Source organism: Mesorhizobium kamtschaticum (genome assembly GCF_056174585.1).
The window spans coordinates 7,205,511-7,230,346 of record NZ_CM149691.1; the positions used below are offsets into that span (position 1 = coordinate 7,205,511).

At 63.7% G+C, this 24,836-nt stretch carries 18 protein-coding genes; 8 read left to right on the forward strand and 10 right to left on the reverse strand.

Features of this window, described 5'->3' with window-relative positions:
* The first annotated feature begins 47 nt into the window (after window positions 1-47).
* Window positions 48-1,694 (forward strand): lysine--tRNA ligase, encoded by a 1,647-nt coding sequence (locus AC0V7N_RS35405; RefSeq protein WP_475453552.1) that lies wholly within the window; start codon window positions 48-50, stop codon window positions 1,692-1,694.
* Here the strand turns inward: AC0V7N_RS35405 and AC0V7N_RS35410 are convergent.
* The 8 genes from AC0V7N_RS35410 to AC0V7N_RS35445 form a co-directional block, all read right to left on the reverse strand.
* Window positions 1,660-2,517, reverse strand: a complete 858-nt coding sequence (locus tag AC0V7N_RS35410) for a thermonuclease family protein (RefSeq protein ID WP_475453554.1) — start codon at window positions 2,515-2,517, stop codon at window positions 1,660-1,662. The genes AC0V7N_RS35405 and AC0V7N_RS35410 overlap by 35 nt on opposite strands.
* A complete protein-coding gene (locus AC0V7N_RS35415) occupies window positions 2,518-3,156 on the reverse strand; it encodes a S24 family peptidase (RefSeq protein ID WP_475453556.1) in 639 nt (212 codons plus the stop codon).
* Window positions 3,157-3,323: 167 nt separating this feature from the next.
* Window positions 3,324-3,629: a hypothetical protein gene (locus AC0V7N_RS35420; protein WP_475453558.1), complete on the reverse strand. Its 306-nt coding sequence runs from the start codon at window positions 3,627-3,629 to the stop codon at window positions 3,324-3,326.
* Window positions 3,630-3,727: 98 nt separating this feature from the next.
* Window positions 3,728-4,273: a thioesterase family protein gene (locus AC0V7N_RS35425; protein ID WP_475453560.1), complete on the reverse strand. Its 546-nt coding sequence runs from the start codon at window positions 4,271-4,273 to the stop codon at window positions 3,728-3,730.
* Between the two features lie 9 nt (window positions 4,274-4,282).
* Window positions 4,283-6,502 carry a 3-hydroxyacyl-CoA dehydrogenase NAD-binding domain-containing protein gene (locus tag AC0V7N_RS35430; protein WP_475453562.1) on the reverse strand — a complete coding sequence of 740 codons (2,220 nt, stop codon included), beginning with the start codon at window positions 6,500-6,502 and terminating at the stop codon, window positions 4,283-4,285.
* A 14-nt stretch (window positions 6,503-6,516) separates the two neighbouring features.
* Window positions 6,517-7,725, reverse strand: coding sequence for an acetyl-CoA C-acetyltransferase (locus AC0V7N_RS35435; protein WP_475453563.1), 1,209 nt, complete (start codon window positions 7,723-7,725; stop codon window positions 6,517-6,519).
* A gap of 31 nt (window positions 7,726-7,756) precedes the next feature.
* Window positions 7,757-8,929, reverse strand: a complete 1,173-nt coding sequence (locus tag AC0V7N_RS35440) for an acyl-CoA dehydrogenase family protein (RefSeq protein WP_475453565.1) — start codon at window positions 8,927-8,929, stop codon at window positions 7,757-7,759.
* 51 nt (window positions 8,930-8,980) lie between these two features.
* Window positions 8,981-10,771, reverse strand: a complete 1,791-nt coding sequence (locus AC0V7N_RS35445; protein ID WP_496627630.1) for an acyl-CoA dehydrogenase C-terminal domain-containing protein — start codon at window positions 10,769-10,771, stop codon at window positions 8,981-8,983.
* 202 nt (window positions 10,772-10,973) lie between these two features.
* Between AC0V7N_RS35445 and AC0V7N_RS35450 the strand changes: the two genes are divergently transcribed.
* Window positions 10,974-11,525 (forward strand): hypothetical protein, encoded by a 552-nt coding sequence (locus AC0V7N_RS35450; RefSeq protein ID WP_496627631.1) that lies wholly within the window; start codon window positions 10,974-10,976, stop codon window positions 11,523-11,525.
* Window positions 11,526-11,617: 92 nt separating this feature from the next.
* Here AC0V7N_RS35450 and AC0V7N_RS35455 read toward each other — a convergent pair whose 3' ends face one another.
* Window positions 11,618-12,079 (reverse strand): MerR family transcriptional regulator, encoded by a 462-nt coding sequence (locus tag AC0V7N_RS35455; RefSeq protein ID WP_172234990.1) that lies wholly within the window; start codon window positions 12,077-12,079, stop codon window positions 11,618-11,620.
* A gap of 458 nt (window positions 12,080-12,537) precedes the next feature.
* Here AC0V7N_RS35455 and AC0V7N_RS35460 point away from each other — a divergent pair, with 458 nt between their 5' ends.
* The 4 genes from AC0V7N_RS35460 (at window position 12,538) to AC0V7N_RS35475 (ending at window position 19,993) form a co-directional block, all read left to right on the forward strand.
* A complete protein-coding gene (locus AC0V7N_RS35460; RefSeq protein ID WP_475453571.1) occupies window positions 12,538-16,656 on the forward strand; it encodes a peptidoglycan-binding protein in 4,119 nt (1,372 codons plus the stop codon).
* A 193-nt stretch (window positions 16,657-16,849) separates the two neighbouring features.
* A complete protein-coding gene (locus AC0V7N_RS35465) occupies window positions 16,850-17,773 on the forward strand; it encodes a sulfite exporter TauE/SafE family protein (protein WP_027060984.1) in 924 nt (307 codons plus the stop codon).
* Entirely contained in the window at window positions 17,773-18,564 is a 792-nt protein-coding gene (locus AC0V7N_RS35470) for a TIGR02186 family protein (RefSeq protein WP_475453573.1), read from the forward strand. Before AC0V7N_RS35465 ends, AC0V7N_RS35470 begins: the two co-directional genes overlap by 1 nt.
* 172 nt (window positions 18,565-18,736) lie before the next feature.
* Window positions 18,737-19,993, forward strand: coding sequence for an Hsp70 family protein (locus AC0V7N_RS35475; protein ID WP_475453575.1), 1,257 nt, complete (start codon window positions 18,737-18,739; stop codon window positions 19,991-19,993).
* Here AC0V7N_RS35475 and AC0V7N_RS35480 read toward each other — a convergent pair whose 3' ends face one another.
* Window positions 19,994-20,896, reverse strand: a complete 903-nt coding sequence (locus AC0V7N_RS35480) for a LysR substrate-binding domain-containing protein (RefSeq protein WP_475453577.1) — start codon at window positions 20,894-20,896, stop codon at window positions 19,994-19,996.
* A gap of 278 nt (window positions 20,897-21,174) precedes the next feature.
* Between AC0V7N_RS35480 and AC0V7N_RS35485 the strand changes: the two genes are divergently transcribed.
* Both AC0V7N_RS35485 and AC0V7N_RS35490 read left to right on the forward strand, forming a co-directional pair.
* Window positions 21,175-24,105: a molybdopterin oxidoreductase family protein gene (locus AC0V7N_RS35485; RefSeq protein ID WP_475453579.1), complete on the forward strand. Its 2,931-nt coding sequence runs from the start codon at window positions 21,175-21,177 to the stop codon at window positions 24,103-24,105.
* Window positions 24,102-24,836: a 4Fe-4S dicluster domain-containing protein gene (locus tag AC0V7N_RS35490; RefSeq protein WP_475453580.1), complete on the forward strand. Its 735-nt coding sequence runs from the start codon at window positions 24,102-24,104 to the stop codon at window positions 24,834-24,836. The genes AC0V7N_RS35485 and AC0V7N_RS35490 overlap by 4 nt, the downstream gene beginning before the upstream one ends.

Here is a 24,836-nt window from a genome sequence, read left to right on the forward strand (position 1 = left end):
GGCCATATCAGGCGAATTTGGCCGGCGAATAATTGGAAAACAGGACCATGGCGGGATCAAACATCATCGATCTCAACCCCGAACTGCTGGCGGCCGCGACCGAGAGCAAGGCGTGGCCGTTCGAGGAAGCCAAAAAGATCATCGAGCGCTACAAGGGCGCTGACTTTCCCGAAACCATCCTGTTCGAGACCGGCTACGGTCCGTCCGGCCTGCCGCATATCGGCACGTTCGGCGAGGTGGCGCGCACCTCGATGGTGCGCCATGCGTTCCGCGTGCTGACACAGGACAAGGTCGCGACCAAGCTGCTCTGCTTTTCCGACGACATGGACGGCATGCGCAAGATCCCCGACAGTGTCCCGGATCGCGCAGCACTGGAGCCGCATCTGCACAAGCCGCTGTCTTCGGTGCCCAATCCGTTCGGCGGCGACTATGCGAGCTTCGCCGACCACAACAACGCGATGCTCTGCCGCTTCCTCGACACGTTCGGCTTCGACTACGAATTCGCCAGCGCGACGCAGTACTACAAGTCAGGCCGCTTCGACGCGATGCTGCTGCGCGCCGCCGAACGCTATGACAAGATCATGGCGGTGATGCTGCCGACGCTCGGACCGGAGCGGCAGGCGACCTACAGCCCGTTCCTGCCGATTTCCCCGAAGAGCGGCCGCGTGCTTTACGTGCCGATGAAGCATGTCGACGCCAAGGCCGGCACCATCACCTTCGACGACGAAGGCACCGAGACCACGCTTTCGATCACCGGCGGCCGGGTGAAGCTGCAGTGGAAGCCGGATTTCGGCATGCGCTGGGCGGCGCTTGGCGTCGATTTCGAAATGTTCGGCAAGGACCACCAGACCAATGCGGTGGTCTATGACCGCATCTGCAACATTCTGGGCGGACGCGCGCCGGAGCATTTCGTCTATGAGCTGTTCCTCGACGAAAACGGCCAGAAGATCTCGAAGTCGAAGGGCAACGGCCTGACCATCGACGAGTGGCTGACCTATGCGCCAACCGAAAGCCTCGGGCTCTACATGTACCAGCGGCCGCGGCAGGCCAAGAAGCTCTATTTCGACGTCATTCCGAGGGCGGTGGACGAATATTACACCTTCCTCGCAGCTTATCCGCGGCAGGACTGGAAGGAGCGGCTGGGCAATCCGGTCTGGCATATGCATGACGGCAACCCGCCCGCCATCGACATGCCGGTGCCGTTCTCGTTGCTGCTCAACCTGGTCAGCGCCTCCAATGCGCAGAACAAAGACGTGCTGTGGGGCTTCATCTCGCGCCCCGCAACTAATGTGACGCCAGAGACCCACCCGGAGCTCGACCAGCTGGTCGGCCATGCGATCCGCTATTTCGACGATTTCGTGCGGCCGACGAAAACCTTCCGCCCGGCCGACGCGGTCGAGCGCGAGGCGCTCGAGGCCCTGGACGCAGCACTTGGCTCGCTGCCGGCGGACGCCGGCGGCGAAGCGATCCAGAACGCTTCGCTCAACGTGGCGCGCAAGATCGAACGCTATCAGGATCATTCCAAGCAGAGCCCGGAAGGCGGCCCGGGCGTTTCGGGCGCCTTCTTCCAGATGATCTACCAGGTGCTCATCGGCCAGGAGCGCGGCCCGCGCTTCGGCTCGTTCGCCGCGCTCTACGGCGTCGCCGAGACCCGCGCACTCATTCAGCAGGCGCTGGCTGGTCAGCTGGTTTGAGGGCGCCGTCGACCTCTTCCAGGATCGAGCCCGGCGCCTCAGGCGCCGGGGCGGGCGCAGCCGGCATCGCCGAGATGCCGGCAAGGTTCGGCGCCGATCCGAAAATGCCCTTCTTGGCGCTTTGTGCCTTTTCGCCGGCCTCGACATAGGGCCCACCCTTGGCGGCCCGCGCCCAGCCATTGTCGACCAGCCATTGACCGACATCCTGCTTGCCGATCCGGCATTCCGCAGCGATCCGATCGCGTCCGCCTTCGGGCGGCACCGTGCAGACCACCGCGCGGCCACGCAGGAAGGCACGGAACGCCGTGCGCGCACGGATGCCGCACGGCCAGGCTTTGCCGTCTGTGGTGCAGGTCTCGTCCTGCCCGACGACATCGATGCCGGAAACCGCGACCGAATAGCCTTTCGCCTCGATCAGGCCGGCAGCCGTCGCGACCGGCTGGAACAGCTTCGTACCATTCCAGTCGTCGGGCATCTTCGGCTTGGGCGGCATGGCCAGCGCCAGCTTGCTCAATGGCTCACGCGGTTCGACCCGCTCGAGCTCCCCGGCAGGCAGTTCCGGCGGCGCGACGACATCCGGATCGATCGCCCGCGAATGCACCGCCGGCTTTGGCTGCGCAGCGGCCGGCGCGGGAATGGCTGACGTGGCCGGCTCGTCAGGCTCGGCATCGGCGCCTGCCTGTGAGATCGTGTCCGCGCCGGGATCGATCTGATCCACCGCAACAGTGCTTTCGCTTCCTTTCAGCGTGCGGCCGCCGGCGACGACCAAAGCCGCCATCGCCGGGATCATCAAAACCGCCAGGACAAGATGAAGAAGCCTCATCTACTGGCTTGCCCAGACAATCCGCGCAACCCATTCGACATCGCGCATGGCGATGTCACGGTCGGGATGATCGGGGTTGAGCGAGACCAGCGCGATCGACTTGACGGTCTGGCGCTCGAGCACCTTTGCCATCACTTCGCCTGACGTGGTCTTGACGACGACGCGATCGCCCTTGCGGGTGACCGCGCCGGGCTCGACGATGAGGACGTCGCCATTGCGATAGAGCGGCAGCATGGAATCGCCTTGTACCTGCAGCGCATAGGAACTCTCGGTCGATTGCGCCGGCAGTTCGACCAGATCCCAACCCTGCCCCGCCGGAAAGCCGGCATCGTCGAAAAAGCCGCCAGCGCCGGCCTGGGCAAAGCCAAGCAGTGGCACAGATCGCCTTTGGGCGGGTGCGGCGCCCATGCGGCCTTCGATCAGCCCGGTGAATTCGTCGAGTGACGCACCCGTGGCCTCGATGATCTTGGCCAGCGATTCGGTCGAAGGCCAGCGCGGCCGCCCGTCCGAGGACAGGCGTTTCGATTTGTTGAATGCGGTCGAATCGAGCCCCGCGCGCCTTGCCAGACCTGACGCCGAAAGCGAATAACGCTCGGCAAGAGCATCGATGGCGGCCCAGACGCGGTCGTGCGAGAGCATGTCACGCTCTCCTTCGAGACAGGAAAAAATGCCTTTCCTGTCTAACCCGCAACCGCCGGGATGTCCATCGCGCAGCCGGCGGATCATGAACAAAACTGTGCCGCAAGGACAGCGCAGCGCGCCCCAGGGCGCGCTTCAGCGCTGGACATCAATGGCCGGAGACGAGGCTATTTGCCCATCGCTGCCATCGCCCTCGGCAAGCCCAGCTTGAGCTCTTCGACGTTCATCACCGGGATGCCGTCGACGCTGGCATTGAAGGCGAAGAAGAACCGCTCACCAAAATAGGGCATATCCGAACTGTCCTTCATTTCGACAAACAGATACGCCGTGCGGCGACCGTTTTCGGCGGTGAAATAGGCCGCCTCCGGCTTGAGATCGGACAGGGTGTGCTCGATGAACTTATCCATGCTGCCATTCTTGATCGCCTTGTTGCCTTCTTCGGTCGGAATGGAAACTCTCAGCATCATGCGCATGACGAAAATCCCTCCACTACATTACATTAGCAATTTCTAACTTAACATTGGCGAGCCATATGAGGAAGCGGCGGCGACCCGTGCTCCGGAAAGGTTGATCAGGCGGGTCCTTTGGCCTGGCGGCGCAAGGCCTGGTGCGATTCCATGAACAACCGCTCGGCCTCGGTCGGCGGACGCGGCCGGACTGAGCGGCCGAGAGCCATGACCACCTCATCGATATCGAGGAAGCGGCGCGCCTTGCGGTCGTAGACGCCGGCCGTCGTCAGGATCAAAGCGGCCGTCTCGCCATTGTCGAGGACGAAGCGGTGCTTGCCGATGACCTGGCTGCCTTCCCAGGTTTCGATCGAGGACACCACTTCGAAGCGGCGCCACAGCCTGATCTCACGCGCATAGACCGCCTGCAGCCCGCCCATCATCGGCGCCCAGCCGTTCTTCCGCGCCAGCGTGATCAGGCCGGCGCGGACGAACAGGTCGATGCGGCCGAGGTCGGCCAACATCATGTAGCGCGCATTGTTGAGATGGATGTTGAAATCGATGTCGGTCGGCAGGCAGCGAAAGGCCAGCCGGCTTTCACCGCCCATCATATAGGGGCCACGGCTTCGCGCCGTGGCCAGCATGCGCGCCATGCGCGCCCAGACATACATAACCTTGCGTCAGGCGGCCTGCTTCACGTCGCCCTTCGCGTAGGGGTCGAAGCGCTGGTAGAAGGTTTCGCCCTTCTCGGCCATGTCGAGCAGCAGCCTGGGCGCCTTGAACTCGGCGCCGTACTTCTTCTGCAGATCCTTGGCGATCTTGACGAAGCGCTTGGCACCGATGCCGTCGATATAGGACAGCGCGCCGCCAGTGTAGGGCGCGAAGCCGAACGCCAGGATCGAGCCGACATCGGCCTCGCGCGGGTCGGTAACGATGCCTTCCTCCATCACGCGGGCCGCTTCCAGCGCGATGGTGACCAGCAGGCGCTGCTGCAGTTCCTCATAATCAACCTTCTCGGCCGCGAGCTGCGGATAGAGGTCCTTCAACCCCGGCCACAGCTTCTTCTTGGCCGGCTTGGCCGGATAGTCATAAAAGCCCTTGCCGTTCTTGCGGCCGAAGCGGCCATGGTCGTCGACCATGGTGTTGATCAGCGCCATCTGTTTGGGGTCGACGGCCTTGTCGCCGAGGTCTTTGATGGTCTGCTTCATGATCTTCTGGGCAAGGTCGATGGCCGTCTCGTCGGTGAGCGCCAGCGGACCGACCGGCATGCCGGCGGCCTTGGCCGCATTCTCGATCATCGGCGCCGGGACACCCTCGATCAGCATCTTGTAGGCTTCCGACATGTAGCGCAGCACGCAGCGGTTGACGTAGAAGCCGCGCGTGTCGTTGACGACGATCGGCGTCTTCTTGATGGCGCGGACGAAGTCGATTGCGGTCGCCAGCGCTTTGTCGCCCGTCTTCTTGCCAAGGATGATCTCGACCAGCATCATCTTGTCGACCGGCGAGAAGAAGTGGATACCGATGAAGTTCTTCGGCCGCGTCGAATTCTTGGCCAGGCCGGTGATCGGGATGGTTGAGGTGTTCGACGCAAAGATCGCCGACGACTTCAGCACGGCTTCAGCCTGCTCGGTGGCGGCCTTCTTGACGGCCGAATCCTCAAACACCGCCTCGACGACGAGGTCGCAGCCGGCAAGGTCACCATAGTCTGCCGTCGGCGTGATCAGCGACAGGAGCTTGTCCCGCTCCTCTGGCTTGGCGCGGCCCTTCTTGACCTGATCCGAGACCAGGCTGTCGGAATGCGCCTTGCCCTTTGTGGCGGACTCGATATCGCGGTCAAGCAGAACCACCAGGATACCGGCCTTGGCCGTGACATAGGCTATGCCGGCACCCATGAAGCCGGCGCCAAGAATGCCGATCTTCTTGAACTTGGTTTCCGGCACGCCGGCCGGACGGCGGGCGCCCTTGTTCAGCTCCTGCAGCGATACGAACAGCGAGCGGATCATCGCCGCCGCTTCCTTGGTCTGCATGATCTCGGTGAAATAGCGCTGCTCGATCCTGAGGCCGGTATCGAACGGCACCAGCAGGCCTTCATAGACACATTTCAGGATCGCGGCGGCGGCCGGATAGTTGCCATAGGTCTCGCGACGCAGGATGGCGATGGCCGGCGGCCACAGATTGAAGCCGGCAGGCGTATAGATCTGGCCGCCAGGCAGCTTGAAGCCCTTCTCGTCCCAGGGCTGGACGGCTTTCAGACCGTTCCTGATCATCGCCTTGGCGGTCTCGATCAGCTTGGCTGGTTCAGCAATCTCGTGGATAAGGCCCATGGCCTTCGCCTTCTGCGGCGACAGATTCTGGCCCGAGGTCAGCATCTGCAGCGCCTGCTGCTGGTCGGTCAGCCGCGGCACGCGCTGGGTGCCGCCGGCGCCGGGGAAGATGCCGACCTTGACTTCCGGCAAGGCCATCTTGACCTTGTCTGAATCAGCGGCCACACGACCATGGCAGGCCAGCGACAATTCAAAAGCACCACCCATGCAGGTGCCGTTGATCGCCGACACCCAGGGCTTGCCCGATGTTTCGAGCTTGCGCCACAGGCCACCCATGCGGCCGGCATTGTCGAACAGCAGCTTTGCCGCCTTCTCCGGGTCCTTGCCTTTCTCCTTGGCAAAGACCGCCAGCATCTTCTGCAGCATGGTGAGATCGGCGCCACCGGAGAAGCTGTCCTTGCCCGAGGTGATCACCGCACCCTTGATGCTGGCGTCGGCCACCACCTGGTCGATGATCTTGTCGAGTTCGTTCATCACCTCTTCGGTGAAGACGTTCATCGAGCGGTCGGGCATGTTCCAGGTGACCAGCGCAATGCCGTCGGCGTCGGTGTCGAGGGTGAAATTGGTGTAGCTCATGGTTTCTCTCCCCGTCAGACGCGTTCGATGATCGTTGCGGTGCCCATGCCGGCGCCGATGCAGAGCGTGACCAGCGCGGTGTTGAGGTCGCGGCGCTCAAGTTCGTCCAGCACCGTGCCGAAGATCATCGCGCCGGTGGCGCCGAGCGGATGGCCCATGGCAATGGCGCCGCCATTGACGTTGATCTTGTCGTGATCGATGTCGAAGGCTTGCATGTAGCGCAGCACCACCGAGGCGAAGGCCTCGTTGAGCTCGAACAGGTCGATGTCCGACAGCTTCATCTTGGCGCGCTTCAGGAGCTTCTCGGTGACGTCGACCGGACCGGTCAACATCAGCACCGGCTCGGAGCCGATATTGGCGAAGGTACGGATGCGCGCGCGCGGCTTGAGGCCCATCGCCTTGCCGGCCTTTTTCGAGCCGAGCAGCACGGCCGCGGCGCCATCGACGATGCCGGACGAATTGCCGGCGTGGTGAACGTGGTTGACCTCTTCCACCTCGGGGTGCTTCTGCACCGCGACGGCATCGAAGCCGCCCATTTCGCCAGGCATGATGAAGGACGGGTTGAGCGAGGCTAGCGACTGCATGTCGGTCGACGGCCGCATGTGCTCGTCATGATCGAGAATGGTCAGCCCATTCTGATCCTTGATCGGAATGACCGACTTCTTGAAGCGGCCATCGGCCCACGACTTGGCGGCGCGCTTCTGGCTCTCGACCGCGTAGGCGTCGACATCGTCACGGGAGAAACCGTATTTGGTGGCGATCAGGTCCGCCGAGATGCCTTGCGGCACGAACCAGCCGGGCAGGCCGACCGAAGGATCCATGAACCAGGCGCCGCCGGAGGCGCCCATGCCGACGCGCGACATGGATTCGACGCCACCGGCGATGACGATCTCATCAGCGCCCTGCGCGATCTTGGCGGCGCCGAGATTGATGGCGTCGAGACCGGAGGCGCAGAAGCGCGAGATCTGCATGCCGGGCGCCTTGGTGTCGTAGCCGGCCTCGAAGGCGGCGGCGCGAGGGATCACCGAACCGGCTTCGCCGACCGGATCGACGCAGCCGAAGATGATGTCGTCGACAGTGCCAGTATCCAGCCCATTGCGGTCGCGCAGCGCCTCGAGCGTCTTGGCGGCAAGCCGTACCGCCGGCACTTCGTGCAGCGATCCGTCTTTCTTGCCCTTGCCGCGCGGTGTGCGCACGGCGTCGTAGACATAAGCGTCAGCCATTTTCTTGCTCCTTGGGTTTATCGAACGCAGCTCAAAGCGAGCGTCCGATCAGCAATTTCATGATCTCGTTGGTGCCGCCGTAGATGCGCTGGACGCGAGCGTCGCGGAACATGCGGGCGATCGGATATTCATTCATGTAGCCATAGCCGCCATGCAATTGAAGGCACTCGTCGACGACCTTTCCCTGCAGGTCGCTGAGCCAGTATTTCGCCATCGACGCCGTCACCGGATCGAGGCCGCCATTGATGTGGCGAGTGACGCAATCATTGTAGAAGACGCGGCCGATGGTGGCCTCTGTCTTCAGCTCGGCCAGCTTGAACTGGGTGTTCTGGAAATCGATGATCGCCTTGCCGAACGCCTTGCGTTCCTTGACGTAGTCGATGGTCAGCGCCAGCGCCCGCTCGATCATGGCGATCGCCCCGGTGCCGATCTGCAGCCGCTCCTGCGGCAGTTGCTGCATCAGCTGGATGAAGCCCTGCCCTTCTTCGTGGCCGAGCAGGTTGGAGGTCGGCACGCGCACGTCGTTGAAGAACAGTTCCGAGGTGTCATTGGCCTTCAAGCCGATCTTGTCGAGGTTGCGGCCGCGCTCGAAACCCTCAACCTCGTCGGTCTCGACGACGATCAGCGAGGTGCCCTTGGCGCCCTTTTCCGGATCGGTCTTGGTGACGACGATGATGAGATTCGCCAGCTGGCCGTTGGTGATGAAGGTCTTGGAGCCGTTGATCTTGTACTGGTTGCCATCCTTCTGCGCCCGCGTCTTGACGCCCTGCAGGTCGGAGCCGGCACCCGGCTCGGTCATGGCGATGGCGCCGATCAGCTCGCCGGTGGCGAGCTTCGGCAGCCACTTCTTCTTCTGTTCCTCGGAGCCGTAGTGGAGGACGTAAGGTGCGACGATCGAATTGTGCAGACCGATGCCAAAACCGTCGACACCGACATGGCCAATGGCTTCGATGATGGCGCTCTCATGCGCGAAGGTGCCGCCCGAGCCGCCATATTCCTCCGGCATCGAAGCGCAGAGCAGGCCGGCGGCACCTGCCTTCAGCCAGCTTTCGCGGTCGACCATCTCGTTCTTCTCGAACTCGTCGTAGCGCGGCGCGATCTCCTCCGACATGAAGCGGGTTGCCATGTCGTAGAGCATGCCGACCTCGTCCGCCGCCCAGGCGGGCTTCGGCAAAGAGAGCACTTCGGCTGGATTTGTCGCCACGATTTCCTCCGCGTTCCGACATTGTGGGCCGGCGCTGCCGGCCCGCCGAACCTAGAACGCTTCAGCAGGCAGCGCCATTAGCGTGTCCGCACCACTCGAAATACGGGCGAGGTGCGCCGAGGTCTCCGGCATGATCCGCTCCATGAAGAAGCGCGCCGTCACCACCTTGTTGTCATAGAAGGACTGGGAGCCGTTGGCGCCGGTCTTGCCCTGCGCCGCCTTGGCCATCTGCGCCCACATGTAGCCCAGCGCCACAAGGCCGAAGAGATGCATGTAGTCGGTCGATGCGGCACCGGCATTGTCGGGCTTGGCCATGCCGTTCTGCACCAGCCACATGGTCGCCGCCTGCAGATCGTTGAGGCCCTTCTTCAACCCCTTGGTGAAGGGCGCCATCTTTTCGTCGGCGCGGTTTTCCTCGCACAATTCGCCGACCTCCTTGAAGAAGGCCTGGATGGCGCGGCCGCCATTCAGACCGAGCTTGCGGCCGACGAGGTCGAGCGCTTGGATGCCGTTGGCGCCTTCATAGATCATGGCGATGCGGGCATCGCGCACGAACTGGCTCATGCCGTGCTCTTCGATGTAGCCGTGACCGCCGAACACCTGCTGCGCCATCACGGCATGGTCGAAGCCCTTGTCGGTCAGTACGCCCTTGACCACCGGCGTCATCAGCCCGGTGTAGTCGTCGGCCGCCTGACGGTCCTTGTCGTCGGCGGAGCGGTGGGCAATGTCGGACTTGATCGCCGTCCACAGCGCCAGCGCGCGGCCGGCCTCGTTGAAGGCCTTCATGGTCATCAGCGAACGGCGGATATCGGGATGGACGATGATCGGATCGGCCTTCTTGTCCGGCGCCTTGGCGCCCGACAGCGAACGGCCCTGCAAGCGGTCCTTGGCGTAGGCGACGGCGTTCTGGTAGGCGATCTCCGACAGAGAAAGCCCCTGCAGGCCGACGCCGAGCCGCGCCTCGTTCATCATCGTGAACATCGCCTTGAGGCCACCATTGGCCTCGCCGAGCAGCGTACCTTCGGCCTCGTCATAATTCATAACGCAGGTCGAATTGCCGTGGATGCCCATCTTCTCCTCGATCGAGCCGCAGGAGAGCGTGTTTCTTGTCCCAGGATTGCCCGATGCATCGAGCTTGAGCTTCGGCACGATGAACAGCGAGATACCCTTGACGCCTTCCGGCGCGCCCTCGATGCGGGCCAGCACCAGATGGACGATGTTGTCCGCCATGTCGTGCTCGCCAGCCGAGATGAAGATCTTCTGGCCTGAAATCCTGTAGGTGCCGTCGCCGTTCGGCACCGCCTTGGTACGCAGCAGGCCGAGATCGGTGCCGCAATGCGGCTCGGTCAGGTTCATGGTGCCGGTCCAGGAACCCTCGACCATCTTCGGCAGCCATTTGGCCTTCTGCTCGTCAGTGCCGTGGGTGATGATCGCCGCGATCGCGCCCTGCGTCAGGCCCGGATACATCATCAGCGACATGTTGGCCGACACCATGTATTCGGCGACGGCGGTGTGCACGGCATAGGGCAGGCCCTGGCCGCCGAACTCGACGGGTGCTGCAAGCCCCATCCAGCCGCCCTCGCGATACTGGTCGAAGGCTTCCTTGAAGCCCTTGGGCGTCGTCACCGAGCCGTCCTCATGGCGCACGCAGCCTTCCATGTCGCCGACACGGTTCAAAGGATGCATGACGTTTTCGGCGAGCTTGGCGCCTTCGGCGAGGATCGCTTCCAGCACGTCGGGCGTGGCGTCGGCAAATCCGGGAAGGTTCGAATAGCGCTGATAGCCCAGCACCTCGTTGAGCACGAACAGCGTGTCCTGGACCGGGGCCCTGTAGATCGGCATGCTTTTCCTCCACCATGCGGATTAGGCCCCGAAATCAAGCCGTGCGCGGCAAGCGGGCCAATGTCGAAGCCGCAATAGCAAATATTGACGTTTGCGTAAACGTCAATTTTTTGTGTCGGAAAAAATTTTGACAGCTTCTGATCCGATCGGAATTTTGCAGAGGCCGCTTGTCCGCCCGTTCGCAACGAGGCAATTTCACGGAATGAACCCTGCCGCATTCATAATCAGCATCCAGAGCCACTATTTGGATCAGTTCCGGATGTTCGTCGAAACGCAACGGCAGAACTGCGTTCAGGGGTCAGCGGAAGTAAAATTCCAGATCGGTGAGGACAGCGGGCTCTTTCGGGGGCTGTGTTGCGTCGACTTTATCAAGAATGACGGAAAGGTCGAACCTGCGGAGCTTCAGCCGGATTTCATCACGTTCGAGCCGATATCGGGTCGGCTTGGTCGCGCCGAACTCCTGATAGAGCAGTTGCAATGGAATGACGCCGTGATCCATCACACGCTCGCGACGTCTCCACTCGACGAGATAGGTGCCTGGTTCCAGCACTGGTTCGACCCCGACGATGAGCGTTACGTGGAGGGCGCCGAGCTCGGCAACATCATCCATTCCCTTTCCATCCGGCCCAGGGCGCTGAGCGTGGACTTCGGAACAGCCTCTCCCGACGCATTCTGGAGTTTGCTTGGGCTTCTTGAGGCTTCGGGCACGGCCGGCTTGCGGATCAGCACCTCGCAGGCGCAGGCATCGTCCTGAAACGAGGGCCCACTGCGCTCGCCCTGATCAATAGGAAAAGCCGCGCGGCAATGGCCACGCGGCTTTGATCGTCAGAAATCGACAGATCGGTTTTAGCTCGCGACGCTCGCCTGCGGCGCCGTGCGCTCGGTCAACATCTGGCGCACGGCCGACATCGAGCCGGAGAGCTCGTTGATGGCGTCGTCGATCAGCGCCCGCTGCTTCTGCAGGCGGGCAAGCTGCTTCTCCGACTTGTCCAGCGCCAGCCGCAGCTGCTTGGTGTTGGAACCGGTCGGATCGTAGAGATCCATCATCTGCTTGACGTCGCGCAGCGAGAACCCGACCTTGCGGCCGAGCAGGATCAGCTTCAGCCGTGCCTTGTCGCGGCGCGTGTAGAGACGGGTCGAACCGTCGCGCTGCGGGTTGAGCAGGCCCTTGTCTTCGTAGAAACGCAGCGTGCGCAGCGTCACGCCGTATTTCTTGGCCATTTCGCCGATGCGGACGAGATCCTCACCGGCTTCGATAGATGCATTATTGGTATTGGCCGCGGTCTCGCCGGCCGAGATAAGCTTCATGGTCACTGGCTTTCCCCGTCTGGTGGCGTCGCGGTCCTGGACCATGCGTCGCCTGACTGGAAGCGGGGGCGTGCTTCCGGCCGTGGTTTCGACAAACAAAATCGCAAACAGCACACTCAAATGCGCCTTTTACGTTTACGTCAATTCTATACCGATAGCCGCCTCATGACGCAAGGGGCGTTCTGAGAAGGTGCTTTATGCCGCAGCGCGGACGGCGAAGCCAACTTCCTTGCAACTTCTTAAGCTTGGTTAACGCGTTGTTTACCACGTTGGGGGAAATGTGGGCGCGTCGGCTACCCGTGTTTATCCTGTATCGAATTTTTCACGGTTTTTCGGAGCGCGGGTGAAACCCCGGGAAGCTTGTCTTCCACCGTGGCATGGAAGCGCGGTCGCCTTCGTTCCGGCAGGGACTTGGGGAGCTGGTCGCAAGCCGGCCAATCTGAAAGACGGACGCACCGATGAACAGCAAGCGGTCCTATCTCGACACACTCAACGCCGGCAGGCAGCGCAGGCCGCAAACCACGCTCGAGCAACTGAACCGCTCGCTGGAGACGCTGGAACAGCGACTGGGGCAGACGCGCGAGGAGGTGACCGCACGTCCGGCTCCACGCCAATACGGCGCCGACCCGCGCTATCCAGCCACCGATCCGCGCGCTCCCGCCGCGGAGCCGCGTTATCCCGCCGCCCAGCCAACCGCCCAGCAGCGCTGGTACGAGGATCCGCAGCCGGCGACGCGCCCGCAGAACCCAGCACCGGCTCCCGCCTTCGACCAGAACTACCAGGCCATCGCCCGCGACATCGATCGCGTACGCGGCCAGGAAGACAGCGTCGCCATGGTTGGCAAGATCGCCGGCGAACTGCGCGGCATGCGCGAGGAGCTGCGCCACCAGATGACGGCAGGCCTGCAGCGCGAATTCGATGCGCTGCGCAAGGATATCGATCGCGCCTTCCAGGCGAACGCCAAGCCCGGCGCGGCAGGCAAGGGCAGCGCCGAACTCGGCGTCGAATTCGAGCGGCTTTCCGGCGCCATCAAAACGCTGTCGGAGAAGAGCGACGACAGAAGCGTCAACCTGCTGCGGCTGGAGCTTGAGCAGGTCAAGGCCGCGCTCGACACGCTGGCGCGCGAGGAGAGCGTGCAGAAGGTCGACCGTCGTTGGGACGACTTCGACCGCCGCTGGACGGCTTTCGAGGACCGCGTCGACGCCGACCAGCGCAAACGTTCCGACGATCCCGCCCTTGCGGCCCTGACCGACCGGCTGGAGCAGATCAGCAACGCCGTCAACAATCTGCCGGAATCGCTGTCGCTGCGTTCGCTCGAGGAAAAGGTCCGTACGTTGGCCGGCGCCGTCGAACACTTCGCGGGCCAGCAGGACAATCGCGGCAGCGATACGCTTGCCATGATCGACGAGCGGCTGGACGAGATTTCCCGCGCCATCGTTGCGTCGACCGTCGCGGCACAGGCCAATTCGGTCGACCATGAAGCCTTTGAACGCATCGAGAAGCGGATCGACTCGCTCGCCCGGCAGATCGAGGAAGTGGCGCAGGACCACCCCGGCAATGCGGTCATGGATCGCCTGGGCACGCTGTCGAGCCGGGTCGACGAACTCGCCGGCCGCGCCGATTTGCCCGAACAGGCGATGGAACGGCTGGCCAAGCAGATCACCCTGATCGCCGACAAGATCGACCAGGCGCCGGCCATGCCTGATGCCGACTATATCTTCCAGGGGCTTGAGCAGCGCTTCGACGTGCTGTCCAGCATGATGGAACGCCGCCAGGGCGACGCCATCGAACAGGGCAACATGCTGTTTCGCGATCTCGAGCGCCGCCTGGACGAAGTTGCCGACCGGCTCGACCAGCGCATCGCGCCGCAAGTCGACAGCGCCGGCATCATGGAAGCCATCGATGCCCGCTTCACCGCTCTCGCCACGCGCATGGAGACGCGCGCTCCCGATCCTGCCGGCGAAGCGGCGATCCGCGGCCTGGAAAGCCGGCTTGAGGACATTTCCAGCCGGCTCGACGCATCGGCGGCCCAGGTGGCCGGCATCGATCCGGCGCTGATCCGCAGCCTGGAGGCGCAGGTCGCCGGCCTGTCCGCCCATCTTTCCAGGCCGAGCACGCCACTGCCGGAATTCGAAGACATCAGCCCGCGCCTCAACGATATCGAGAAGACACTGGCCGGGACCCGCGATTCCATCCTCGGCGCGGCACGCGAGGCGGCGGAGAACGCGGTGCGTTCGCTGGCTGGGTCGAACGCCAACGCGTCGGCAGTTTCCGGGCTCGCCCAGGACCTGAAGACGCTGGAAACGCTGACGCGGCGTTCCGACGAGCGCAATTCGCGAACTTTCGAAGCCATCCACGACACACTGCTCAAGATCGTCGACAGGCTGGGTTCGCTGGAGACCAGCGAACCGTCCGAGGCGGTAAGCGAGCTGTTGGACACGCGCCAGGACGAGGCCGTCGGCAAGCGCCGTACACGGACCGCCAAGATGGCTGTCGAGGCGCCGTCCCTGGATATCGACGAGCCGATGCCGCTGACCGGCGACATGGCCGATCTCGACGGCCGGGTCGCCGCCATAATGCGCAACGAACAGGGCGCACGCAGTGAGCTTGGTACGCGTAGCGACCTGGCTACGCGTGGCGACCTGGGTACGCGTAGCGACCTGGGTACGCGCTCGCCGGCGGAAGCCGCCGCTGCCGCTGCCATGGCCGCACTCGGCTCGGACACCATCGCCGAGAAAGATCAGCCGGCAGGCCGCAAATCGATGTTCGGCGGGCTGGCACGTGCCTTCAAGGGCAAGAAGGCGGCGGATGTTCCGCCGCTGGCCGGCTCGGCGCCGAGCGTCGACATACCGAGTGTCGATCTCGACGAGCCGCTCGATCCGAAAGTGGCCAACCGACCGCTGGAACCCGGCTCGGGCGCACCCGACCTCAATGCGATCATGAAGCGGGTGCGCGACGAGCGTGGTCAGCCGGCCAAACTCAGCGAAAGCGACGCCGCGAAATCGGATTTCATCGCTGCCGCGCGGCGCGCGGCGCAGGCTGCCGCCGCGGAGGCCGACGCCTTGAAGCGCCAGTCGACGGTGAAAGGGCCGGTGAAAGCGCTCAGGATCGGCGACCTGCTCAAGGCGCGGCGCAAGCCGATCCTGATGGCGGCGGCGGCGATCATGCTGGCGCTTGCCGGCCTGCAGCTCGGCAAGGCGTTTCTCTCGGATCCGGCCCAGGTGGCCAGCAACGACGCGGCACCAATCGTTGCCGCACAGCCGGTGCAAACGGCATCCGTCGACACGGCTAGCCCGCCGAAGGCGGAAACTCAGCCGGCAGCGACGGACAGCGCACCGGCCCGTGCCGTCAGGCAGGCCGAACCGTCGGTGCCGGCAAGCAAGGACGAGATGGTGGCGCAGAACGCCGTGGTGATGCCGTCGGACACGGATGCAATGGCGAATGCGGCGCCGGTTGCAGGGCCCACGGCTTCGGCCGCCTCTTCCGGTCCGAGCACTGAAGCGATGGCTTCGGTCGCTCCGGCGCCAGCTGTGCCCATTGCTACGACCCCGATGGATGCGACGGCTTCAGAGCCGGCCGCTGTCGCCAGCGGTGCGCAAGCGACGGATGCGGATGCCAAGCCGGCCGTGGCCGCGCCAACGGCGGCAAACGAGGCCACCGCCAAGGACACAACCGGTGCGGTTGCGCCGACGGATGCTCCTGCGACAGCAGCCACGGCCAAGTTCGACATTCCGGCCGATGCCGGCCCGGCCGCGCTGCGCGATGCCGCCGCCGGTGGCGATGCCAAGGCGCTGTTCGAGATCGGCTCGCGCTACGCCGAGTCGCGCGGCGTCAAGGAAGACATGGCGGCAGCCGCCAAATGGTACGAGAAATCGGCGGAACTCGGCTTTGCGCCGGCCGAATACCGCATCGGCAATTTCTATGAGAAGGGCATCGGCGTCGCGCGCGACATCAAGAAGTCGAAGACCTGGTACCAGCTCGCCGCCGAGCAGGGCAACGCCAGCGCCATGCACAATCTGGCCGTGCTGTTCGCCATGGCCGCCGACGGCGTGACCGACAATGAATCGGCCGCGCACTGGTTCCAGGAGGCCGCCGACCTCGGCGTCAAGGACAGCCAGTTCAATCTCGGCATCCTCGCCGCCAAGGGCGTCGGCATGAAGCAGAACCTCGAGGAATCCTACAAATGGTTCGCGCTCGTCGCCAAGACCGGCGACAAGGATGCGGCCGCCAAGCGCGACGAGATCGCCAACGCGCTGCGGCCCGAGCAGCTCGAGCGGGCTCGTGCCGCGACCGAATTGTGGAAGGCCAAGCCGCTCAATGCGGCGACCAATTCGGCCGACATTCCCGAATCCTGGCAGGAAGGCACGCCGCAGACGACCGCCGGCATCGACATGAAGAAGGCGGTCAAGAACATCCAGCTCATCCTCAACAAGAACGGCTATGATGCCGGCGGCGCCGATGGCGTCATGGGCGAGAAGACCAAGAACGCGATCATCGCTTTCCAGACCGACAACAAGCTGCCGGCAACCGGCGCCGTCGATGAAAAACTGGTCAAGGCGCTGCTGGCGCGCAAATAAGAAGAAGAAGCGTCGTTTCCACGACGCTCCTGCCACACATTTGCCTGTTAACTGATTGAGATATTTTTTGTTTCGGCGGCGCGGCGCGGTTTGACCGCGCTGCGCCTCCTGCGCAAGAAAAAATTGGCTTTTCGGTGCGAGACTGCCGACAAAGGCTGTATTCGCCGACAGGCAAACTGATCGAGACTGACGGGTGGGCATCTATCTCCCGATTGCGGAAATTTCCGTCAACGTCTTCGTGCTGCTGGCCATGGGTGCGGCGGTGGGCTTCCTGTCGGGCATGTTCGGCGTTGGCGGCGGCTTCCTCATCACGCCGCTCCTGATCTTCTACAACATCCCCCCGGCGATCGCGGTCGCCACCGGCGCCAATCAGGTCATCGCCTCTTCCGTCTCCGGCGTCCTTTCGCACATGAAGCGTGGCACGCTCGACTTCAAGCTCGGCGGTGTGCTTCTGGCCGGCGGCATCATCGGCTCGACCGGCGGCATCTACGTCTTTGCCTTCCTGCGCAGGCTTGGCCAGCTCGATCTGTTCATCTCGCTGCTTTATGTGGTGCTGCTCGGCACGGTCGGCGGGCTGATGCTGGTCGAAAGCATCAATGCGCTGCGTGCCACGCGCAGCGGCGCGGCGCCGGTGCTGAAGAAATCCGGCCAGCACAACTGGATCCATCGCTTGCCGCTGAAGATGCGCTTCAGGGCGTCAAAACTGTTCGTCAGCGTCATCCCGGTGCTTGGCCTTGGCGCCGGCATCGGCTTCCTGTCGTCGATCATGGGCGTCGGCGGCGGCTTCATCATGGTGCCGGCGCTGATCTATCTGCTCAAGGTGCCGACCAATGTCGTTATCGGCACCTCGCTGTTCCAGATCATCTTCACGTCCGCCTACACCACACTGGTCCACGCCACCACCAACCAGACGGTCGATGTCGTGCTGGCCTTCATATTGATGGCGGGCGGCGTCGCCGGCGCGCAGTACGGCGCCAAGGCCGGCCAGAGGCTGCGCGGCGAGCAGCTCAGGGCATTGCTGGCCTTGCTGGTGCTGGCTGTAGCGATCAGGCTTGCCATCGATCTTTTCGTCACCCCGCCCAATCTCTATTCGCTGTCCGCCTTAGGCCTCAACTGATGACGGGCCGCAAAGCGTTCGCAACCGCCATTTTCCTGTTACTGCTTGCGACCATCGTGCCGGCAAAGGCGCAGTCGCCGCTGCCGGAAGGCATCCAGATCGGGCTCTCCACCGACAATGTGTCGATCACCGCCGGCTTTTCCGGCGCCGACCTGACGATTTTCGGCTCGCTGGAAAATCCCGACCCGCTGGTTGCCCGCCAAAACCGTTACGATGTCATCGTCGTGCTCGAAGGCCCGCCACGACCGGTGGTGGTGCGACGCAAGGACCGGGTGCTCGGCGTGTGGGTCAATCTGGACTCCGAAACCTTCGAAAACGTGCCGATGTCCTATTCGGTGGCGACGACGCGGCCGCTGCAGGACATCACCGAACCGAACAGCTACAAGCAGCTGTCGCTCGGCGCCTCCAACCTCTACATGCAGCCGGCTGACGCCGGCGACAGCCCGGCGACGATCGAGGAGTTCACCACCGCCTTGCGCGAACGCAAGGCCGCCACCGGCCTCTACAGCGAGAATGTCGGCGGCGTGCAGTTCCTGTCACAGAACCTGTTCCGCGCCACTGTCAGGCTGGCGCCGAATGTGCCCGTTGGAACCCATAAAGCCCGCGCGTTCCTGTTCAAGAGCGGCCTGTTCATCAAGGAGAGTTCGGCGCAGCTCGAAATCCGCAAATCCGGTTTCGAACAGTCGATCTTCCGGGTCGCCCACAATTACTCCTTCCTCTATGGCGTCTTCGCCATATCGCTGGCCATGCTGACGGGCTGGCTCGGCAGGCTGATCTTCCGCAAGGACTGAGGCGCCCACAAGGGGTTTCCCTTTTCCACGTCATGCTATAGACCGCACCTCCCCGCCCAACGGGCAAGCACGCACAATTCAATTCGGCAGAGCGGTCCGGTCGCCCGAAACCGCAGCGCACGCTTCTTCCGCGAGCGCCGATCCGCTGCCTGGCGCCAATGAGGAGGCTGCTTTGCGACCAGCATTCGCCGGTATCGACTTCGGCACTTCGAACTCCACGGTCGGCGTGGTCCGCAACGGGCAACCCCACCTCGTCGCGCTTGAAGACGGCCAGGTCACGCTGCCCAGTGCGGTATTCTTCAACTTTGAGGACGGCCGCATCTGTTTTGGCCGCCAGGCCATCGCCAATTACACCGACAGCGTGGAAGGCCGGCTGATGCGTTCGCTGAAGAGTGTGCTCGGCAGTTCGCTGGCGCATGAAAAGACGCGCATCAAGGCGCGTTCGATCGGCTTCATGGAGATCATCGGCCTGTTCCTTGGGCATCTCAGGAAAAGGCTGGAGGAGGATGGCGGCGATCTGGTCGAGACCGTGGTGCTTGGCCGCCCGGTGCAGTTCGTCGATGACGATGCGCAAGCCGACGCGAACGCAGAGAGCGACCTGGAAAAAGCAGCACACGCCCAGGGCTTCAAGCACATCGCCTTCCAGTTCGAGCCGATCGCCGCGGCACTCGACTACGAGCAGAGGGTGACGCGCGAGGAGCTGGCGCTGATCATCGACATGGGCGGCGGCACGTCTGACTTTTCGGTGGTGCGCGTCTCGCCGGAGCGTGCCCGATCCCCGGACCGCAAGGACGACATTCTGGCCAGCCGGGGTGTCCATATCGGCGGCACCGATTTCGATCGGCTGCTCAGCATTGCCCATGTCATGCCGCAGCTCGGCTATCTGACCCCGACCAAGGACGGCAAGCGCAATCTGCCGGCCAGCTACTTCATCGATCTGGCGACATGGCAGCGGATCAACCTCGTCTACACCGCCAAGGCGATGACGCATCTGCGCCAGATCCGCTACGAGGCCGCGCGCGCCGATCTGGTCGACCGCTTCATCCACATCGTCGAGCACCGCTATGGGCACGCGCTGGCGGCATTGGTCGAAAAGGCCAAGATCGAGCTGACCGACAATTCATCGGCCGAGGTTGCGGTGAAGCTGCCTGGCGCCGCGTTCGCCGCCGGGATCACGCGCGACGGGTTGGACGCCACCATCGCCAGGGACATCGAACGGGTCACCCAAACGGTCGGGCAGACCATCCGCGACGCAGAGGTCAAGCCGTCCGACATCACCGCGGTGTTTCTGACCGGCGGGTCGACCGCGATTCCGCTGGCGAGAGAAAAAATCCTGTCGCTGGTGCCGCAGGCTTCCGTCATCGACGGCGACATGTTCGGCTCGGTCGGGCTTGGCCTGGCGCTGGATGCCCAGCGGAAGTTCGCCTAACTACGCTGAGCCGCTCCCAGCGGATTCGGTACCCAGATGCGCCTTGAGCGCCATCTGGGCCAGGCTTGCTTGCCGGTCGCGGTGTGCGATCATGGCGAAGTCGCGCTTCGGCAGTTCGATCGGCACGGACCGCAGGCTGCCTTCGGCCACGGCGCGTCCGACGACGAGTTCCGAAATGATGGTGGCGCCGGCGCCTGCCTCGACCGCCTGGCGAACCGCCTCGTTGCTCGGCAGCACCAGGAACACCTGCAGGTCGGCAAGCGAAATCCCCTCACGTCGAGCCAGATCCTCCAGCACCTCGCGCGTGCCCGAACCGCCTTCGCGGATGATCCAGCGCAGGCCCTTGATATCGGGCCGGCCCGGGGCGGTTTCGGTGATCTCGGGATGGGAACTGGCGACGACCAGCAGCAACCGGTCGGTATCGACCTTGGCGCGGCGCAATATGTCGGACTCGGTGCGCCCCTCGACCAGGCCGAGATCGGCGGTTCCATCCAGCACGCTGGCCTCGACCTGCCTTGTGTTGCCGATGCTGACGCTCAACCTCACCGCAGGGTAGGCCTCATGGAAGGACGCCAGCCGGCGCGGCAGCCAGTAGCTGGCGATGGTCAGGCTGGCGGCGATCGACAGGCTGCCGGCGACCGTCTGGGAGACGTGTTCCAGCACGTTGCGGGCGGCGGCGGCTCGCTCGAGCACAGCCTTAGCCTCCGGCAGGAACCGGTGGCCGGTCTGGGCAAGCTCGATGTTGCGGCCGACGCGGTTGAACAAATGGACGCCGTGCTGCTCTTCAAGCGCGCGGATGGCGGCCGATGCCGCCGACTGGGAAATGCCCAGAAGCTCCGCCGCCTTGGTCATGTGGCCGCGTTCGGCGACGGCGACGAAAATGCGCAACTGATCCAGGGTCATATCAGCATTAAGAACCAATATCGATCGAATTTACAAGAACAACTGATTAGACGGATCGATAGCTTTATTCTACTTTTTTAGCTGAAGTTAGAAAAAATTGGCCTTCAGGTCGCAGCGCATAAAATGATCGGGCGGTTCAGATCCCTGCTTGCCCATTGGGCCCGTGGCATAAGACGGCGGCTGGCCGGCGATCGCTATCACCCTGAAGAGCATTACATGCGCGGCCCCGGGCCGAAGACCCGGGCCAAGTCCGCCGGCCGCGCGGGCACAACCAGCCCATGATTCACGGACCGCGCCGCGGCGCAAATTCGGCACCATCGCAACGCCCGCTTGCCGACACGCGCGCACCTGATGAAGGCGACGGCGTCGACACCTCGCCTGATGTTTCCGACAGCATCGCCAAGACGACCTGCTACATGTGCGCCTGCCGCTGCGGCATCGACGTGCACATCAAGGACGGCAAGGTCCGCTACATCAACGGCAACAAGGACCATCCGGTCAATCGCGGCGTAATCTGCGGCAAGGGCAGTTCCGGCATCATGCACCACTACAGCCCGGCCCGGCTGAAGAAGCCATTGCTGCGCAGCGGCCCGCGCGGCTCTGGCGAATTCCGCGAGATCGAGTGGGAAGAAGCGTTTGCGATCGCCACCGAACGGCTTTCGGCCATCCGCCGGACCGATCCCAAGAAACTCGCCTTCTTCACCGGGCGCGACCAGTCGCAGTCTCTCACCGGCTGGTGGGCGAGCCAGTTCGGCACGCCGAATTTCGCCGCCCATGGCGGCTTCTGTTCGGTCAACATGGCGGCGGGCGGGCTCTACTCGATCGGCGGTTCGTTCTGGGAGTTCGGCGAGCCCGACTGGGACAACACAAGATATTTCATGCTGTTCGGCGTTGCCGAGGACCACGATTCCAACCCGATCAAGATTGGGCTGGGCAAGCTCAAGGCGCGCAGCGCCAAGGTGGTGTCGATCAATCCGTGCCGCACCGGCTACAACGCCATTGCCGACGACTGGATCGGCATCCGGCCCGGCACCGACGGCCTGTTCGTCTTCGCGCTCATCCACGAACTGCTGAAGGCCGGGCGCGTCGATCTCGATTATTTGCTCCGCTACACCAACGCCCATGTCCTCGTCGTGCAGGAGCCCGGCGCGTCCGACGATGGGCTGCTCGTGCGCGACGCCGACGGCAATCCGCTGGCCTGGGACAGGGTGGCAAAAACCTCCGTCAACGCAGCCGATCCGGACGCAAAGCCGGCCCTGACCGGCAGCTTTGAAGTCGGCAAGCGCCGTTGCACGCCGGTGTTCCAGCTGATCGCCGACCGCTACCTCGATGACAGCTACGCGCCGGATGCGGTCGCCGAGCGCTGCGGCATTGCCGCCGATACGATCCGCCGGATCGCCGCTGAACTTGCCCATGTCGCCTTCGAACAGACGATCGAGCTGCCTATCGCCTGGACCGACTGGGCCGGGCGCCGGCACGAGACGATCAAGGGCCGGCCGGTTTCGATGCACGCCATGCGCGGCATCTCAGCCCATTCGAACGGCTTTCACACCTGCCGCGCCATCCATCTGCTGCAAGTGCTTCTGGGCACGGTGGATGTTCCCGGCGGCTTCCGCTTCAAGCCGCCCTATCCCAGGTCCGCGCCGCCGGGCCCGAAACCCAGTGGCAAGACCGTTAAGCCGATGACGCCGCTGGACGGCATGCCGCTCGGCTTCGTCTGCGGGCCGGACGATTTGCTGGTCAATGAAGCCGGAACGCCGACCCGCATCGACAAGGCCTATTCCTGGGACGCGCCGCTGGCCGCCCATGGCCTGATGCACACCGTCATCCGCAATGCCTGGGCCGGCGATCCCTATAAGATCGACACGCTGATGATGTACATGTCGAACATGGCGTGGAATTCCTCGATGAACACCGTCGAGACCATCGCGATGCTGACCGACCATGACGAGGCGGGCAATTACAAGATCCCCTTCATCATCTATTCCGACGCCTATTATTCCGAGACCGTGCCGTTCGCCGATCTCGTGCTGCCGGACACGACTTATCTCGAGCGTCACGACTGCATCAGCCTGCTCGACCGGCCGATCAGCCACGCCGACGGGCCGGGCGACGCCATCCGCCATCCCGTCGTCGAGCCGGACCGCGACGTCAGGCCGTTCCAGTCGGTGCTGATCGAACTCGGCGCGCGGCTTGGCCTGCCCGGCTTCGTCGATGAGGACGGTTCGGCCAAATACAGCGACTATGCCGACTACATCGTCAATCATGAGCGCACGCCGGGCATCGGCCCGCTGGCCGGTTGGCGCGGCAAGGATGGGACGGCGGTCGGCAAGGGCGAACCCAACCCAAACCAGTTGCAGCGCTACATCGACAATGGCGGCTTCTGGCATCACGATTTTGCGGAAGACCAGCGCTACTACAAGATGGCCAACCGCTCCTATCTCGACTTCGCCGAGAGCATGGGCTTCATCCCCAAGGCGGAACCGATCGTCTTCCAGCTTTATTCCGAGCCATTGCAGCGCTTTCGGCTGGCTGCGCGTGGTCATGGCCGGATCGTGCCGCCCGAGAGCGAACGCCAGCGCATCGAGACCTATATGGACCCGCTGCCGTTCTGGTACGTGCCGTTCGAGGAAGCGGTGGTCGACCTCGAAAAATATCCGCTGCATGCGCTGACACAGCGACCGATGCACATGTACCATTCCTGGGGTTCGCAGAATGCGTGGCTGCGGCAGATCACCAGCCAGAACCGGCTGTTCGTGCATCACCGGACCGGCGCCGGCCTCGGTCTGGTAGACGACGACTGGGTCTGGATCGAAAGCATCAATGGCAGAGTGAAGGGGCAGATCAAGCTGATCGACGGGGTGAACGAAAGCACGGTCTGGACCTGGAACGCGATCGGCAAGCGGCGCGGCAGCTGGGGCCTGAAGGACGATGCCGCCGAGAGCAATCGCGGCTTCCTGCTCAACCACATCATCGGCGACCAGACCTCGGCCGACGCGCGGGGCAAACGCTATTCGAATTCCGATCCGGTGACCGGCCAGGCGGCATGGTTCGACCTACGCGTGCGCATCGTCAAATGCGCTGATGAGGAAGCTGGTTTTACCGAGCCGCAATTCGAGCGTTTCCACCAGCCGCCGCATTTCGAACCATCGCCCGACACGCTCCGTTTCGGTGCCGAGTTTCGGCGAGCAAGAGAGGCGGCCGAATGACCTGCCTGCCAAGTCAAACCGGCAAAAAACTCGGCCTGGTCATCGATCTCGACACCTGCGTCGGCTGCCAGGCCTGCGTCACCGCTTGCAAGGAATGGAACACCGGCGGCCACATGGCGCCGCTGACCGACATCGACCCCTATGGCGGCAACGTCGACGGCGTCTGGTTCAACCGCGTGCACAGCTATGAGCACACCACCGAGATGGGCGGGCGCACCGTCAACTTCCCGCGCTCTTGCCTGCATTGCGAGACGCCGGCCTGCGTCACCGTTTGTCCGACGGGGGCCTCCTACAAGCGGGCCTCGGACGGCATCGTGCTGATCGACGAGGACAAATGCATCGGCTGCAAATTGTGCAGTTGGGCCTGCCCCTATGGGGCGCGCGAATTCGACAGTGATGTCGGTGTGATGAAGAAATGCACGCTGTGCGTCGACCGCATTTACAATGACAATCTGGCAGAAGAAGACCGCGTGCCGGCCTGCGTGGCCGCTTGCCCGACCAGCGCGCGGCATTTCGGTGATCTCGGCGACCCCCAGTCGGCTGTCTCGCAACTGGTGGCGGAACGCGGCGGCGTCGACCTGATGCCGGAACTCGGCTACCACCCGACCAACAAATATCTGCCGCCGCGCGCCCACACCCAACGCGCCGCATCGGTGCCGGCCAAGGCGCTGGAGCCGGTGCGGGCCGAAGGCGGCTTCCTCGGCTGGGTCGACCGCATGCTTTCGAACTAG